This window comes from Noviherbaspirillum sp. ST9, assembly GCF_048799745.1.
In the GTDB taxonomy this organism is placed as follows: domain Bacteria; phylum Pseudomonadota; class Gammaproteobacteria; order Burkholderiales; family Burkholderiaceae_D; genus Noviherbaspirillum.
Window position 1 is genome coordinate 300,840 of sequence record NZ_JBLWFR010000002.1, and the last position, 15,921, is coordinate 316,760.

The window sequence follows — 15,921 nt, forward strand, 5'->3', positions numbered from 1 at the left end:
AGAGAGTGTTGATTTCCGACTTGCTTTGTCGGTGGGGAAGTCAAGCCGGGTACGATGAAAGCATGTCCTAAGGCTCTATCGCAAAGTACTACTTTGCTGGAACGGGCCGAGAGTCGAAAGACGGTCGCATTCGTTGCCCCCCCTGGCTCTGCAACAGTTCCGCAAATCGCGTGGATGGCACCGCTTCGCTGTAGTAAAACCCTTGAGCTGCCTTGCAGCCGTTCTTTTGAAGAAATTGCGCTTGCTGCAGTGTTTCCACGCCTTCAGCCAAGACCTTGATCTGAAGGCTCTCCGCCATGGCGATAATCGCCGTGACCAGCGCCTGGTCGTTCGGACTGGTCAGCAGTCCGTTGATGAACGCCTTGTCGATCTTCAGCACGTCGATGGGAAACCGCTGTAAATAGGCGAGGCTGGAATAGCCGGTTCCAAAGTCATCCAGCGAAAGATGTATGCCCATCTCGCTCAAGCGATTGAGGACCGTGAGGTTGTCTTCACTGGGCTGCATCAGGATGCTTTCAGTGATTTCCAGATCGAGCGCATCGGCCGGCAAGTCGAATTCTTCAAGGATCTTTGCTACCTGCTCATGCAAGTCGCCCTGTTCAAACTGGCGTGGGGAGAGATTGATCGCTACCCTCAAATCCGGGCTGCCATGATTGCGCCAGTACTGCAGTTCCAGGCAGCATTGCCGGAGGAGCCACTCGCCGATAGGCAGGATCAGGCCAGTCGATTCTGCGATCGGCACAAATCTGGCGAACGATACGGGACTGGCCCCTGGCTGCTCCCAGCGCAACAATGCTTCCGCCGAGTAGATGTTGCCGGTTTCCATATCTACTTGCGGCTGGTAGTAGACGGCAAGTTCCTTGTGCATCCATGCGCGACGCAACTGGTTTTCGAGTGCAAAGCGATCCTTGAGGGCCGCGTCAAGCGATGCCGTATAAAACTGGTAGTTGTCACGTCCTCTCTTCTTGGCTTCGAACATGGCGGCATCCGCCGCGCCAAGCAAGGCAACCGCATTTGCGCCGTCGTGAGGATACATGCTGATGCCGATGCTGGAGCTGATATGCAACTCGTGTCCATTGACAGCAAAGGGTTGCTTCATGGAGTTCAGGACTTTTTCCGCAATCAGGACGGCATCACTTCTTTCGTGCAATGCCGGGAAGAGAAGAACAAACTCGTCGCCGCCTGCTCGCGCGATGCTGTCTCCGTGCCGCAGACAGCTTTCGAGGCGCCGCGCGGTCATCTGCAGGAGCCGGTCTCCGATCTGCTGTCCCAAGGAATCGTTGATGCGTTTGAAGTCATCCACGTCGAGAAGAAAAACCGTGACGTGATGATGTTCGCCGGGCTGTACGTGCATGATGCACTGGTCCAGCCTGTCGATGATTGATTTCCGGTTAAGGAGCCCGGAGAGCGAATCGTACTGTGCCAGGTATTTGATGCGCTTTTCAGCGTGCTTTCGCTCGGTCAGGTCGAGCACGAAGGACACTCCTGCCTGATGCGAGCCCTCGATGAACGTGCCGCCAATCATGACCGGCACGCGCTCGCCATCCTTGCGCAGGAATTCCTTGTCATACGAAACAAACCGGGAGGATTGCTTGAGCTGAAGAAATGCATTCTGGTCGCGATCCAGATATTCCGGCGGCGTAATTGCAGCCAGGTCTATTTTTCCGGCCATCAGATCGTTCCTGTCATGCCCGATGATGGACAGGAACGCGTCATTTGCATCGATCACGCCTCTATCGATATCCCAGAAAAAAATTCCGATGATATCGGCATCCACCAGGCTGCGGATTTGCGCCTCTCTCGTGCGCAATTCCGCTTCAACCAGTTTGCGCTCGCTGATTTCCTCATTCAACCGGCTATTGGCTTCGGTCAGGGCAGCAGTTCTTTCACGAACACGCTCTTCAAGGCTTTTCTGCAGTTGGGCCAAAGTGAGATGGGTGTTGATCCGCGCCAGGACTTCTTCCTCTTGCAGAGGCTTCACGACATAGTCGATTCCTCCTGAAGAAAATGCCGTGACCTTGTCCAATACCTCATCGGCGGCACTGATGAAAATGACGGGAAGGTTTCGTGTGCGTTCATCGGCTTTGATTTGCCGGCACACTTCGTACCCATCCATCCCCGGCATCCTGATATCGAGCAGGACAAGGTCCGGAAGGGTCGTTTGCAGAAATCGGAGGGCATCTTTGCCGCTGATGGCGGGATGGACGATATAGCCTTGGGCTCCAAGCATGCTGATCAAGAGACGCAAATTGCCGGGAGTATCGTCTACTACCAGAATCTTTCCCTTGGGGTTCTTTTGCCCGCCGTCAAAGTCCATAGTGACCACCTCTTGGTTATTCTGGTATCAGCGATGTAGAGCGTCAATGACGAAGTTCCAGAATAGTGCAGCGACTAAAGCTTGCGCAAAAGACCTCAAAAAAATCGTATCGCGATTGAACTTTTTCCAACCTTCCATATCGGCGAAGCGTTACGGCGACCCGCCGGATTATGGTTGCGTATAGTGAAAAGGCAATGCATAATGCGAACGAATCATATGTCTTATATAAGACCTGGAAAGTCCGCGAATTCCACCGGGAAATACGCGAGCCGGGCAGGGCAATGATTGAAAACTTGACAACCTCCCCGAGAAAACCAACTAAAGGCAACGTATGAGCGATCCGACCATCATCTACACGCTAACCGACGAGGCACCCCTGCTGGCAACCCACGCCTTCCTGCCAGTCATCACTACGTTCGCCAAGCCGGCCGGCATCCGCATCGAACAGAGCGACATCTCTGTCGCGGCACGCATCCTGGGCAATTTCTCGGATTATCTGACGCCGGAGCAGCGCGTCCCCGACACGCTCGCGGAACTGGGCAAGAAGACGCTCGAGCCGGACGCAAACATCATCAAGCTGCCCAACATCAGCGCCTCGGTGGGCCAGCTGCTGGCAGCGATCAAGGAACTGCAGGATAAGGGTTACAAGATCCCCGACTACCCGGCCGACCCCAAGACCGACGAAGAGAAGGCCATCAAGGCCCGCTACGGCAAGTGCATCGGCTCCGCCGTCAACCCGGTACTGCGTGAAGGCAACTCCGACCGCCGTGCGCCGCGCGCCGTGAAGGAATATGCGCGCAAGAATCCGCACTCGATGGGCGAATGGTCGCAGGCCTCGCGCACCCACGTATCGCACATGACCAGCGGCGACTTCTATCACGGCGAAAAGTCGATGACGCTGGATCGCGCACGCGATGTCAAGATGGAACTGATCACCAAGAGCGGCAAGACGATCGTCCTGAAGCCGAAGGTCTCCCTGCTGGACGGCGAAGTCATCGATTCGATGTTCATGAGCCGCAAGGCGCTGCTCGCGTTTTACGAGCAGCAGATCGAAGACGCACACAAGACCGGCGTCATGTTCTCCCTGCACGTCAAGGCGACCATGATGAAGGTGTCGCATCCGATCGTCTTCGGCCACTGCGTGCGCATGTTCTACAAGGAAGCGTTTGAAAAGCACGGCGCGCTGCTCGACAGCCTGGGCGTGAACGTCAACAACGGCATGGCCGACCTGTACGGCAAGCTGGCCAAGCTGCCCGAATCCCAGCGCGAAGAAGTCATCCGTGACCTTCACGCCTGCCAGGAGCACCGTCCGGCACTGGCGATGGTCGATTCCGCCAAGGGCATCACCAACTTCCATTCGCCGAACGACGTCATCGTCGACGCGTCCATGCCGGCCATGATCCGCAACGGCGGCAAGATGTACGGCGCCGACGGCCGCCTCAAGGAAGTCAAGGCGGTGATCCCGGAGAGCACCTTCGCGCGTATTTATCAAGAAATCATCAACTTCTGCAAATGGCATGGCGCTTTCGACCCGCGCACGATGGGCACCGTGCCCAACGTCGGCCTGATGGCCCAGCAGGCGGAAGAGTACGGTTCGCACGACAAGACCTTCGAAATCGCGGAAGACGGCGTGGCCAACATCACCGACCTCGCGACCGGCGAAGTGCTGCTGACGCAGAATGTGGAGCAGGGCGACATCTGGCGCATGTGCCAGGTCAAGGACGCACCGATCCGCGACTGGGTCAAGCTCGCCGTGACGCGCGCACGCAACTCGGGCATGCCGGCCGTGTTCTGGCTCGACCCCTACCGTCCGCACGAGAACGAGCTGATCAAGAAGGTCAATACCTACCTGAAGGATCACGACACCACCGGCCTGGACATCCAGATCATGTCGCAGGTCCGTGCGATGCGTTACACGCTCGAACGCGTGAGCCGCGGCCTCGACACGATTTCGGTTACCGGCAACATCCTGCGCGACTACCTGACCGACCTGTTCCCGATCCTGGAACTGGGCACCAGCGCAAAGATGCTGTCTATCGTTCCGCTGATGGCCGGCGGCGGCATGTACGAAACCGGTGCCGGCGGTTCGGCGCCCAAGCACGTGCAGCAGCTGGTCGAGGAAAATCACCTGCGTTGGGATTCGCTGGGCGAATTCCTGGCGCTGGCGGTCAGCCTCGAAGACCTCGGCATCAAGGAAGGCAACGCCAAGGCGAAGGTTCTGGCAAAGACCCTGGACGCTGCCACCGGCAAGCTGCTGGACAACCGCAAGTCGCCGTCGCCGAAGACCGGCGAGCTGGACAACCGCGGCAGCCAGTTCTATCTGGCCATGTACTGGGCACAGGAACTGGCGGCACAGACGGAAGACGCCGCACTTGCCGCTGCCTTTGCGCCGCTGGCGAAAGCGCTGGCAGACAACGAGCAGAAGATCGTGGGCGAGCTGATCGAGGTGCAAGGCAAGCCGGTCGATATCGGCGGCTACTTCAAGCCCGATGACGTCAAGGTGAAGGCGGTCATGCGTCCGAGCGCAACATTCAACGCGGTGCTGGAGAAGTTCGCTGCCTGATGCACGCGGTGCGCTGAAAAGTGCGCCGACGCTTTCTTTTTGAAAGGAAAAGGCACCACACGAAGTTGTGGTGCCTTTTTGCGTTTTTCTACAATGAGGCAGATCGCATCCTGCTGCCTACAGCCAATTTGCCATGCACATCTGCGTCGACGCCGACGCCTGTCCCGCCGTCATCAAAGACATCCTGTTCCGGGTGGCCGATCGCCTTCAGATCGACGTCACGCTGGTTGCCAACCGTTTGATCCGCGTGCCCGGCTCGCGCTTCATCCGTGCGCTCCAGGTCCCGGCTGGCGCGGATGCTGCGGATGCCGAGATCGTCCGTCGGGTCAGCCCAGGCGATATCGTGGTGACCGGAGACATTCCCCTGGCTTCCCTGGTACTGGAAAAAGGCGGGTTGCCGCTCAATCCGCGCGGGGAGTGGTACACCAAGGACACCATTGCCCAACAGCTGACGATGCGCGCTTTCATGGAAGAATTACGCAGCAGTGGCGTCGACACGGGTGGTCCGGCGGCGTTCAGCCACGCCGACCGCCAGAACTTCGCCAATGCGCTGGACCGCGAGCTTGCGCGGAGCCGGAATCGGCCGGGGCCGCGTTAAGCCGAGGCTTGTTCGGACACGGCCGTCTGATACGGTTATTTCCCTGCGTTCTGCCTCTGTTTTTACGTCCGTTGCGGAGGGACAATTTCACCGGTATCTCTTTGCGGGACTATGTCAATTTGAATCGGGCCTTCCGTCATGCTTGCTGAAGCTGCTGCCTATCCTGTCCAACCCCCGTCGGGTAAAGAGCGCCGTTTCCCCGGAAACAAGGCGATCTGGGTGGGGATTACCGCCGAATTCGTCGAATTCGCGCTGATGTTCGTTGTGTACTTTATCTCCCGTTACCATAACCCCGACGCCTTCAGGCAGGGACCGGAGTTGATCTCGACGACGGCGGGCACGATCAACACTTTCATCATGGTGACCAGCAGCTTTTTTATTGCACGCGCCGTAGGGGCGATGAAGGCCGGGCGAAATCCTGCGTCGCTGCGGTGGCTCGTGCTGGCGATGATCGTTGCAATCGGTTATCCGATCGTCAAAGTTCTAGAAATCCAGTGGAACATCGCGCACGGAATCGACGGGCGCGCCGGGATTTTCTATACGGTCTATTACTACCTCACGCTCAACCATCTGGTGCATGCGTGCTGGGGGATATTGGGTATGGGCTGGGTACTCGTGCGGATGGCGGGGAACGCCTATTCAAGCGAGCAGCACGACGGACTGGAGGCACTTGCCAGTTACTGGCATGCGACCGACATCATCTGGCTTGCGCTATTTCCATTGTTCTATGTGCTTGCCTGAGGAGTGGCAATGGATCGACTGAAGAACGATAAGCTCACCCTGGCGTGGCTGGGGCTGCTTTTTCTGTCTGCTGCAGGCCTGGCTGCCGGACTGAGGGCCGGCCATGCCTCCTGGCTGCCGATCATCGTCGCAGCGCTGATCTGGTTGAAGGGCTGGCTCGTCACCCGGTATTTCTTGAATGCCGCAGAAGCCCACCCCTATGTGACCTGGCTTCTGCGGATATTTACTGCATTTGCTCCTGCAGCGCTGGTTCTCACCACAACGCTTGGCTAAAAAGTATTCCCTAGATGGTCTCCTGCTCCGTCTTGATCGCCCCGCACGGGCACTCCGACACGCAAATTCCGCAACCCTTGCAGTAGTCGTAATTGATCTCGAAGCGCTTTCCCGGCCCGAGCTTGATCACCGCGTTGTCCGGACAGACGCCGTAGCAGTTGTCGCACTCGAAGCAGTTGCCGCATGAGAGGCAACGTCGCGCTTCGAACTGCGCGTTGCCCTCATCCAGTCCGCCAAGCACTTCGTCGAAGGTCGACTGGCGCCGAATGATGTCGAGTACCGGCTGCACCGTCTTCGGGGCATCCGCGTAGTACCAGGTATTGAGCTTGTCGAAGGTGGCGAGCTCGTGTTTCGGCGGTGCTTCATAAGTCGTGCCGCGCAACCACGCATCGATGTTGCGCGCCGCCTTCTTGCCATGCCCGATCGCCACCGTCACCGTGCGCTCGGCCGGTACCATGTCCCCGCCGGCGAAGATGCCGGGGTGCGAGGTCATCATGTTGCGGTTGACCTGCACCATGCCGTCCTTGATGTCCAGGCCCGGCACGTTCGACAGCAGCGACAGGTCCACATCCTGGCCCAGCGCGAGCACGAGGGAATCGGCTTCGATGGTTTCGAATTCGCCCGTCGGTTGCGGGAAGCCGTTCTCGTCGAGTTGCATCTTTTCGACCGTGAAGCTGCCGTCGCCGGCTTCCTTGATGGTCGACAGCCATTTCATCATCACGCCTTCCTGCAGCGCTTCCTCGACCTCGAAGTCGTGCGCCGGCATTTTCTCGCGAGTGCGGCGGTAGACGATGATGGATTCTTCCGCGCCGAGGCGTTTCGCCGTGCGGGCGACGTCGATGGCGGTGTTGCCGCCTCCGTAGACGACGACACGCCGGCCCAGCATCGGCTTTTCCTGGCCTTCCATGCTCTTGAGGACGGAGACGGCGTCGAGGATGCGGCTGGCGGTGCCGGCCGGGATGTAGGCGCGCTTGGCGACGTGCGCGCCTACCGCGAGGAAGACGGCGTCGAACCCGCCTTCCTTCATGGCAACCAGAACGTCGTCGACTTTGCGGTTCAGGCGGATGGTGACACCCATGGCTTCGATGCGACGGACTTCGGCGTCGAGCACGTCGCGCGGAAGGCGATACTTCGGAATGCCGAAACGCATCATGCCGCCCGTGAGCGGGCCGGCTTCGTCGATCGTCACCTCATGTCCCAGCAGGCGCAAGTGCCAGGCGGCGGACAGGCCGGAGGGGCCGGCGCCGATCACGAGCACCTTCTTGCCACTTGCGGGACCGGGCTCCGCCTTCCAGCCTTGCCGTATCGCCTCGTCGCCAAGGAAGCGTTCCACTGCATGCACATTCACCGGCTCATCGAGGCAGCCGCGATTGCAGGCGGACTCGCAGGGGTGGTAACAGACGCGTCCCATGACGGCGGGCATCGGGTTGTTTCTCACCAGCTCGCGCCAGGCCTTTTCGTAGTCGCCGGATTCCGCATGGTAGAGCCAGGCCTGGATGTTTTCGCCCGCCGGGCAAGCATTGTTGCAGGGCGGCAGGCGGTCGACGTAGACCGGGCGGGTAGTGCGCCACGATCCCGTGCGGTTGGCCAGCGAGGAGCCGACGTCGAGCGTGATGGCAAAGGGTTTGTCCATGTCAGCGGTCCTCCAGCAGGGCGAATTTCCGGATGTTCCTATCGGCCATTGCCTGGATACGGGCAATGGTTTCCACCGCCGGCTGCTTGCCAAACAGGTGGGCAAAGCGCTTCTGCAGCTTGAGGTATTCCTCGACGGGTACGCGCTGGCGAATCTTCTGGGAAGCCACGACTTCGCCATGCTCGGCTTCGTACAGGGGGAACAGGCCAGTCTCGACGGCAAGACGGGCGAGCCGGATGGTGTCCTGTGATGCCGCGCCCCAGCCAAGTGGACACGGCACCAGGATGTGGATATAGCGCGCGCCGCGCAAAGCCATCGCCTTGGTGACCTTGGCTTCAAGGTCGTGCAGGTAGGCGACGGAGGCGGTGGCGACGTACGGAATGCCGTGGGCCATGGCAATCTGCGGCACGTTCTTGCCTTGACCCCAGGTGGCGCCCGGTTCCGGACCGACTGGCATCGTCGTCGCCGTGCGTGCGGCAGGCGGCGTTGCCGACGATCGCTGCACGCCGGTATTCATGTAGGCCTGGTTGTCGTAGCAGATGTAGAGCACGTCATCGTTGCGCTCGAACATGCCGGACAGGCAGCCGAAGCCGATGTCCGTCGTGCCGCCGTCGCCGCCCTGGGCAATCACGCGCACGTCCTTGCGGCCCTTGACCTTCATTGCCGCGGCAACGCCGGTGGCCACCGCCGAGGCATTGCCGAACAGGGAGTGGATCCATGGGATCTGCCAGGAGGTTTCCGGGTAGGGCGTGGAGAATACTTCCAGGCAGCCGGTGGCGTTGGCCGCGATGACCTGCTTGTCCGCTGCGCGCATTGCGGCGTCGATGGCGTAACGCGCGCCTAGCGCTTCGCCGCAGCCCTGACAGGCGCGGTGGCCGGAGTTGAGCGAATTGGTGCGGGTCATGTTGGCCTGCACCGACCGCTCATCCGGCGCGAGCAGGCGGTTGCCGACAGTGAAGGTGCCGGTCTGGTAGAACTTGACGGGTTGCTTTTCCATGGTCGGCTCCTCAGCGTGCATTGCCGGCGGCAAGGTCGCGCAGGATGTTTTCCGCGGTTGGGCCGGAGCGGCGCTGCTGCTTCTCGCGCTCGATTTCCCGGTTCACGACATTCTGGTTGAGGTCGAGGAAGGTCAGCGGCTCCAGCGCGTCCTGCTGTGCCTTCTCGAACAGGTTGCGCAGGCTGGTCTTGGTGATTGGGCGACCGCCGAGTCCCGCGACGACGGTGTAGGCGCGGACCTTCGTTCCTGCCAGCGCCATGTGCAGGTCATGCGAGACGACGCCGCCGATGCCAAGCGACAGTGCCTTTTCGAGCACGACGATGCGTTCAGCCTTGCATAGCGCATTGTGCAGTTGGCGCGTGGGGAAGGGTCGGAAGGAACAGATGGAGACCGCCCCGATCGATTCGCCCTGGTCGCGCATGTCGTCGATGACATCCTTGATGGTGCCGATGACTGAGCCGAGCGCCACGACAATCGTCTTCGCGTCTTCGCAGCGATAGGTCTTGATGAGATCGCCCGCCTTGCGGCCGAACTGCTGTTCGAACTCTGCCGAAAGCTGGGGAATCAGTTCCAGTGCGCGCATCTGCTTGTGATGCGCCAGATAACGGACTTCCATGAAGGCGTCCGGCCCGACCATGGCGCCGATGGAAACCGGTTCGCGCGGATCGAGCACCTGGCGCGGCTCAAAGGGAGGAATGTAGGCATCGACCTGTTCCTGCGAGGGGATATCGATGCGTTCATAGGCATGCGTGAGGATGAAACCGTCCACGCAGACCATCACCGGCATCGACAGCTCTTCCGCCAGGCGGAAGGCCTGGATGTGCAGGTCGACTGCTTCCTGGTTGTTCTCCGCGTAAATCTGGATCCAGCCGGCGTCGCGCATGGACATGGAATCCGTATGGTCGTTCCAGATGTTGATCGGAGCGCCGATCGCGCGGTTGCCGATGGTCATGACGATCGGCAGGCCGAGTCCGGCGGCGTTGTACACGGCTTCCGCCATGAACAGCAGGCCCTGGCTGGCCGTCGCAGTATAGGTGCGCGCACCGGCGGCGGACGCACCGATGGCCACGGACAGTGCTGCGAATTCCGATTCCACGTTGATGAATTCGCAATTCTCCAGTTCGCCCGACTTCACGATCTCGCCCAAGCCCTCGACGATGTGAGTCTGCGGCGTGATCGGATAGGCGCAGATGACTTCAGGGCGGCACAGGGCAATGGCCTCCGCCATCGCGTGCGAGCCCTCGGTTTGCTTAAGCATGGCTTGCCTCTTTCATTTCATCCTTGACGAAGGCGTAGGCTTCGCGCGCGGCGGCGATGTTGCCGTCGGCAATCTTGGGCGGGAACTTGTCGCGGATCGCAGCGCAGACCGATTCGATAGTCACCATGCCGCTGATCGCGGCGAATCCGCCGAGCAGCGCGACATTCGGGAGTGGGCGCCCGACGTGCTTGAGCGCGAGTTCGGTGGCGGGAACGGTGCACAACCGCTCGGGACGATAACCCTTCACGAAGTTGCCGATGCCGAGTTCGTCGAAACTGCGGGTGGAGTTGATGAGGATGAAACCTTCCGGCGAGACTCCGGAAAACAGGTCGACCTGGTGCAGCAGCGTCGGGTCCTGGATGATCAGCGCGTCGGGGTGCATGACGGGTTCGCGCAGGCGGATTTCCTTGTCGTCGATGCGGCAGAAGGCCATCACCGGCGCGCCCATGCGCTCGGAACCGAAGCTGGGGAAGGCTTGCGCGTGCTTGTTTTCGAGGAAGGCGGCGACGGAGAGCATCTCTGCTGCGGAGACGACCCCCTGGCCGCCGCGGCCGTGGATTCGGACTTGGAATAGCATGAGGGGCTCCTGGTGTTGCTTGTTGCCGACCGATTGCGGGTGGCAACGGTATTGCTTTCAGACTTCTTTTCCCCCGTCATTCCCGCCTTGGCGGGAATGACGGGGAGGGTTAGGTGGCGCTTGATTCACTCCACCCGCCCTCGAACTTCAATTACCTCAACGACGCGTTGATCTTCTCCAGCACCGCCGACCCCGGGCACAACACATCATCCCCGAGCGTATTCAACGGCTTGTTCACCGTGTTCAGATGGTCATGCATATCCGAAGCACTCGGATCCACATACAGCAAGCCGGTGACAATTTCACCCATCGCATGATGTTTCTGCAGATGGTTCATCGCCGCCACGCGGTCGCTCGCGTCGTAGCTCTCGTGCAGCTTGCGCAGGCGCAGTACCGAACCGTCATGCTGCGTCACTTCCTGCACGGTACCGGGCGCGTACTCGGTCGTGATTTCCTTGCCGGGCACGAAGAAATCGATGCGGTTGACGGCTTCATTGTGCTCGCGCACGTAGTCGTAGCTCTTCGTCGAACCATGATGGTTGTTGAAGGTGACGCAAGGAGAAAGCACGTCGATGAACGCCGCTCCCTTGTGCACCAGCGCTGCCTCAATCAACGGAATCAGCTGTGCCTTGTCGCCAGAGAAACTGCGCGCGACGAAGGTTGCGCCAAGTTGCAAGGCCAGACCCACGAGGTCGACCGGCGCGTCGCTGTTCACCACGCCTTTCTTGGACTTCGAGCCCTGGTCAGCGGTGGCGGAGAACTGACCCTTGGTCAGGCCGTACACGCCGTTGTTCATGACGATGTAGGTCATGTTCACGCCGCGGCGCATGATGTGCGCGAACTGGCCGAGGCCGATCGATGCAGAGTCGCCATCGCCTGAGACACCCAGATAAGTCAGGTCGCGGTTCGATAGTGCGGCACCGGTCAGCACGGAAGGCATGCGGCCATGGACCGTGTTGAAACCGTGCGAGCCGCCCAGGAAGTAGGTCGGCGCCTTCGACGAGCAGCCGATGCCCGACAGCTTGGCGACCTTGTGCGGTTCGATATCCATATTGAAGCAGGCCTGGATGATGGCTGCCGAGATGGAATCGTGGCCGCAGCCGGCGCACAGCGTGGATACCGGGCCTTCGTAGTCGCGGCGGGTGTAACCGGCCTTGTTGACCTGCAGGCTGGGGTGATGCAGTTTCGGTTTAGCGATATAAGTCATTGCGCCACCTCCTTGAGCGGGCTGAACAGCGCCAGGCGCGAAGCGATGGCCTTGGTGATGAAACGTGCGGTGATCGGCGTGCCGTCATAGTGGACGACGGAGCTGAGTTGCGCCGGGTCGATGCCGCATTCGGTGATGAGCATGTCGCGCAGCTGGCCGTCGCGGTTCTGCTCGACGACGAAGACATGGTCGTGCGCTTCGATGAAATCGAGTACGCTCGAATGGAACGGGAAGGCACGGATGCGCATCGAGTCGATCGCATGGCCCTGGCGCTCCAGTACGTCGAGCGCCTCGTTCATCGAGGGGCTGGTCGAGCCGAAGTGGATCACGCCGAACTTGGTCGGTTTCGATGCCTTCTTCACTTCCGGCATCGGCACCAGGTTTTTCGCCGTTTCGAACTTCTTCTGCAGGCGTTCCATGTTGTCGACGTACACCGGGCCTTCTTCGCTGTAACGCGCGTAACGGTCCTTGGTCGTGCCGCGCGTGAAGAACGCACCCTTGGTCGGATGCGTGCCCGGATAGGTACGGTACGGAATGCCGTCGCCGTCGACGTCGAGGTAGCGGCCGAAATCCTTGCCGGCTTCCAGTTCTTCAGCGGTCATGACCTTGCCGCGGTCCATCTGCTTGCTGTCATCCCACTCGAAGGAGTCGCACAGGCGCGAGTTCATGCCGATGTCGAGGTCGGACATCACGAACACCGGCGTCTGCAGGCGGTCGGCGAGGTCGAGCGCGGCGGCAGTGAAGTCGAAGCACTCTTTCGGATCCTGCGGGAACAGCAGCACGTGGCGGGTATCGCCGTTGGATGCATACGCGCACTGCAACAGGTCGGACTGCTGCGTGCGGGACGGCATGCCGGTGGACGGCCCGCCGCGCTGAACGTTGACCAGGGTGGCCGGCACTTCCGCAAAGTAGGCCAAGCCGAGGAATTCCGTCATCAGCGAAATGCCCGGGCCAGAGGTGGCGGTGAAGGCACGCGCGCCGTTCCAGTTGGCGCCGATGACCATGCCGATGGAGGCCAGTTCGTCTTCCGCCTGCACGATGGCGAAGTTGTGCTTGCCGGTTTCCGGATCGATGCGCAGCTTGTGGCAGTACTTGTCGAAGGTTTCCGGGATGGACGACGACGGCGTGATCGGATACCACGCGCAGACATTCGCGCCGCCCCAAATCGCGCCAAGCGCGGATGCCTGGTTGCCATCGATGAAGATGCGCTTGCCGACCTTGTCCGCACGCTTGACCTTCAGGCCCATGGCGTTGCAGTCGAGGTTGGCGAGTGCGTAGTCCCGGCCCATGTGCAGCGCCTGCACGTTGGAATCCAGCAGCTTTTCCTTGCCGCGATACTGTTCTGCAAACAGCTGCTCGATCGCCTTCTCGTCGATGCCGAGCAGGGCGGCGAGGGCGCCGATGTAGATGATGTTCTTGAACAGCTGGCGCTGGCGGGCGTCGGTGTAGGCGTCGTTGCAGATTTGTGTGAGCGGCATCGCGAACACGGTGATGTCGCTGCGCATGCGGGAAGCAGGGATTTCGCGGGTGCAATCGTAGAACAGATAGCCCCCGGCATCGATTTCCTTGAGGTCCGCATCCCAGGTCTGCGGGTTCATCGCGACCATCAGGTCGCAGCCGCCGCGTCGGCCGAGATAGCCGGATTCCGAGACGCGCACCTCATACCAGGTCGGCATGCCCTGGATGTTGGACGGGAAAATGTTGCGGGGGCTGACCGGCACGCCCATGCGCAGCATGGAACGGGCAAACAGTTCGTTGGCCGAAGCCGAGCCCGAGCCGTTGATGTTGGCGAACTTGACAACGAAATCGTTGGTCGCCTGGATCTTTTGTGTCATCGCGCTAGCTCCTTGTTACGCGGTTTTGCGCACTTGCGCGATATGCTTGTCACGGCAGTTCGGGCCGGCCTGGGTCGTGCAGAGCGAGAACTTTTGCATGTCCCACGCGCCGGTCGGGCAGCGTTCCGCGCACAGGCTGCAATGCAGGCACAGGTCCTCATCCTTGACCATGACGCGTCCGGTCTTCAATGCTGCCGAGACGTACAAGGGCTGGGACGGATTCAGCGAGGGCGCTTTCAGGCGCGAACGAAGATCGCCTTCCTCGCCGTTGTCCGTCATCGTGAGCGCGTCCATCGGGCAGATGTCGATACAGGCGTCGCACTCGATGCAGCGGCTCGCGGTGAAGATCGACTGCACGTCGCAGTTGAGGCAGCGTTGCGCTTCCTTGGCGGCCATCTGCGGCGTGAAGCCGCGTTCGACTTCGATCTTGATGCTCTTGCGCGCGACGTGGAATTCTTCCAGCGGCACCTTGTGGCGATGGTCGAGCGAGACGACGTTGTCGAAGCTCCACTCATGGATGCCCATCTTCTGGCTGACCAGGTTGACCGACGGCGGCGGACGGACGGCGATGTCTTCGCCGTGCAGGAAGCGGTCGATCGACACGGCCGCTTCATGGCCGTGGGCGACCGCGGTAATGATGTTCTTCGGTCCGAAAGCAGCGTCGCCGCCGAAGAAGACGTTCGGCAGGGTCGCCTGCATGGTCTTCTTGTCGACCACCGGCATGCCCCAGTCGTCGAACTGCAGGCCGATGTCGCGCTCGATCCACGGGAAGGCGTTTTCCTGTCCGACGGCGACCAGCACTTCGTCGCATTCGACATGCTCGTCCGGTTCGCCTGTCGGCACCAGGCTGCGGCGGCCCTTGTCGTCATAGACAGCCTTGACCTTCTCGAAGGTCATGCCGGTCAGCTTGCCGTTCTCGTGCGTGAAGGACTTGGGCACCATATAGTTGAGGATGGTGACGCCCTCGTGCATCGCGTCTTCCTTTTCCCACGGGCTGGCCTTCATTTCCTCGAAGCCGGAACGGACGATCACCTTCACGTCGTCGCCGCCGAGGCGCAGGGCAGAGCGGCAGCAGTCCATCGCGGTGTTGCCGCCGCCGAGCACGATCACGCGTGATCCAATCTTGGTCACGTGACCGAAGGATACGGAAGCGAGCCAGTCGATGCCGAGGTGGATGTGCGCCGCGGCTTCCTTGCGGCCGGGAACGTCGAGGTCGCGGCCGCGCGGTGCGCCGCAGCCGACGAAGATGGCGTCGTAGCCTTCGCCAAGCAGCGCCTTGAGGCTGCCGATGCGTTCGCCGGAGCGGAACTCGACGCCCATGTCGAGGATGTAGCCGGTTTCTTCATCGATGACTTCGTCCGGCAAACGGAACTTCGGAATCTGGCTGCGCATGAAGCCGCCGGCCTTTTTCTCGCCGTCGAAGACGGTGACCTTGTAGCCCTGTACGGCGAGGTCGCGGGCGACCGTCAGCGAGGCAGGTCCCGCGCCGACACAGGCGACGCGCTTTCCATGGAGAGGGGCAGGTTTCGGCATGCGGACGCTCACATCGGACTTGTAATCGGAGGCGGTGCGCTTGAGGCGGCAGATGGCCACCGGTTCATTGCTGTCCGCGCTTTCCACACGCGAGCGGCGGCAGCCGGTCTCGCAGGGACGGTCGCAGACGCGGCCCAGGACGCCGGGGAAGACGTTGGCGCGCCAGTTCAGCATGTAGGCCTCGTTATAGTGGCCTGCTGCGATCAGTCGAATGTATTCGGGGACGGGGGTGTGGGCCGGACAGGTCCACTGGCAGTTGACTACCTGATGGTAGAAGTCCGGATTGCTGATGTCGGTCGGCTTCAATGCGCTCTCCTAGGCGAGGCACCTGCTCTTGCAGGATGCGTTCATGTTTGCGCGCCACGCGCGCGAAATAGCGGAGAGATGCG

The 15,921-nt window shown here is 60.8% G+C and carries 12 protein-coding genes; 4 read left to right on the plus strand and 8 right to left on the minus strand.

Features of this window, described 5'->3' with window-relative positions; translation table 11 throughout:
* Positions 1-88: 88 nt before the first annotated feature.
* The gene (locus ACNOHI_RS04715; protein WP_420473490.1) at positions 89-2,317 is read right to left on the minus strand and encodes an EAL domain-containing protein; all 2,229 of its coding nucleotides are present in this window, start codon (positions 2,315-2,317) and stop codon (positions 89-91) included.
* A 331-nt stretch (positions 2,318-2,648) separates the two neighbouring features.
* Between ACNOHI_RS04715 and ACNOHI_RS04720 the strand changes: the two genes are divergently transcribed.
* The 4 genes from ACNOHI_RS04720 to ACNOHI_RS04735 all read left to right on the plus strand — a co-directional run bounded on the left by ACNOHI_RS04720 (position 2,649) and on the right by ACNOHI_RS04735 (position 6,492).
* Entirely contained in the window at positions 2,649-4,880 is a 2,232-nt protein-coding gene (locus tag ACNOHI_RS04720) for an NADP-dependent isocitrate dehydrogenase (protein ID WP_420473491.1), read from the plus strand.
* A 133-nt stretch (positions 4,881-5,013) separates the two neighbouring features.
* A complete protein-coding gene (locus tag ACNOHI_RS04725; protein WP_420473492.1) occupies positions 5,014-5,478 on the plus strand; it encodes a YaiI/YqxD family protein in 465 nt (154 codons plus the stop codon).
* 138 nt (positions 5,479-5,616) lie between these two features.
* Positions 5,617-6,219, plus strand: coding sequence for a cytochrome c oxidase subunit 3 family protein (locus ACNOHI_RS04730; RefSeq protein WP_420473493.1), 603 nt, complete (start codon positions 5,617-5,619; stop codon positions 6,217-6,219).
* A 9-nt stretch (positions 6,220-6,228) separates the two neighbouring features.
* Complete coding sequence (locus tag ACNOHI_RS04735; protein WP_420473494.1) at positions 6,229-6,492, plus strand: hypothetical protein; 264 nt, start codon at positions 6,229-6,231, stop codon at positions 6,490-6,492.
* Between the two features lie 10 nt (positions 6,493-6,502).
* On the opposite strand, the gene ACNOHI_RS04740 is transcribed toward ACNOHI_RS04735, so the two are convergent.
* From ACNOHI_RS04740 to ACNOHI_RS04770, 7 genes are all read right to left on the minus strand, one after another.
* The gene (locus tag ACNOHI_RS04740) at positions 6,503-8,125 is read right to left on the minus strand and encodes an NAD(P)-binding protein (protein WP_420473495.1); all 1,623 of its coding nucleotides are present in this window, start codon (positions 8,123-8,125) and stop codon (positions 6,503-6,505) included.
* Position 8,126: 1 nt separating this feature from the next.
* Positions 8,127-9,122 (minus strand): thiamine pyrophosphate-dependent enzyme, encoded by a 996-nt coding sequence (locus tag ACNOHI_RS04745; protein WP_420473496.1) that lies wholly within the window; start codon positions 9,120-9,122, stop codon positions 8,127-8,129.
* 10 nt (positions 9,123-9,132) lie between these two features.
* Positions 9,133-10,380, minus strand: coding sequence for a pyruvate ferredoxin oxidoreductase (porA, locus tag ACNOHI_RS04750; protein ID WP_420473497.1), 1,248 nt, complete (start codon positions 10,378-10,380; stop codon positions 9,133-9,135).
* Positions 10,373-10,957, minus strand: coding sequence for a 2-oxoacid:acceptor oxidoreductase family protein (locus ACNOHI_RS04755; protein ID WP_420473498.1), 585 nt, complete (start codon positions 10,955-10,957; stop codon positions 10,373-10,375). Before ACNOHI_RS04755 ends, porA begins: the two co-directional genes overlap by 8 nt.
* A 151-nt stretch (positions 10,958-11,108) precedes the next feature.
* Complete coding sequence (locus ACNOHI_RS04760; RefSeq protein WP_420473499.1) at positions 11,109-12,164, minus strand: 2-oxoacid:ferredoxin oxidoreductase subunit beta; 1,056 nt, start codon at positions 12,162-12,164, stop codon at positions 11,109-11,111.
* Positions 12,161-13,999, minus strand: a complete 1,839-nt coding sequence (locus ACNOHI_RS04765) for a 2-oxoacid:acceptor oxidoreductase subunit alpha (RefSeq protein WP_420473500.1) — start codon at positions 13,997-13,999, stop codon at positions 12,161-12,163. The genes ACNOHI_RS04760 and ACNOHI_RS04765 overlap by 4 nt, the downstream gene beginning before the upstream one ends.
* Positions 14,000-14,014: 15 nt before the next feature.
* Positions 14,015-15,838 carry an FAD-dependent oxidoreductase gene (locus ACNOHI_RS04770; RefSeq protein ID WP_420473501.1) on the minus strand — a complete coding sequence of 608 codons (1,824 nt, stop codon included), beginning with the start codon at positions 15,836-15,838 and terminating at the stop codon, positions 14,015-14,017.
* Positions 15,839-15,921 lie beyond the last annotated feature (83 nt).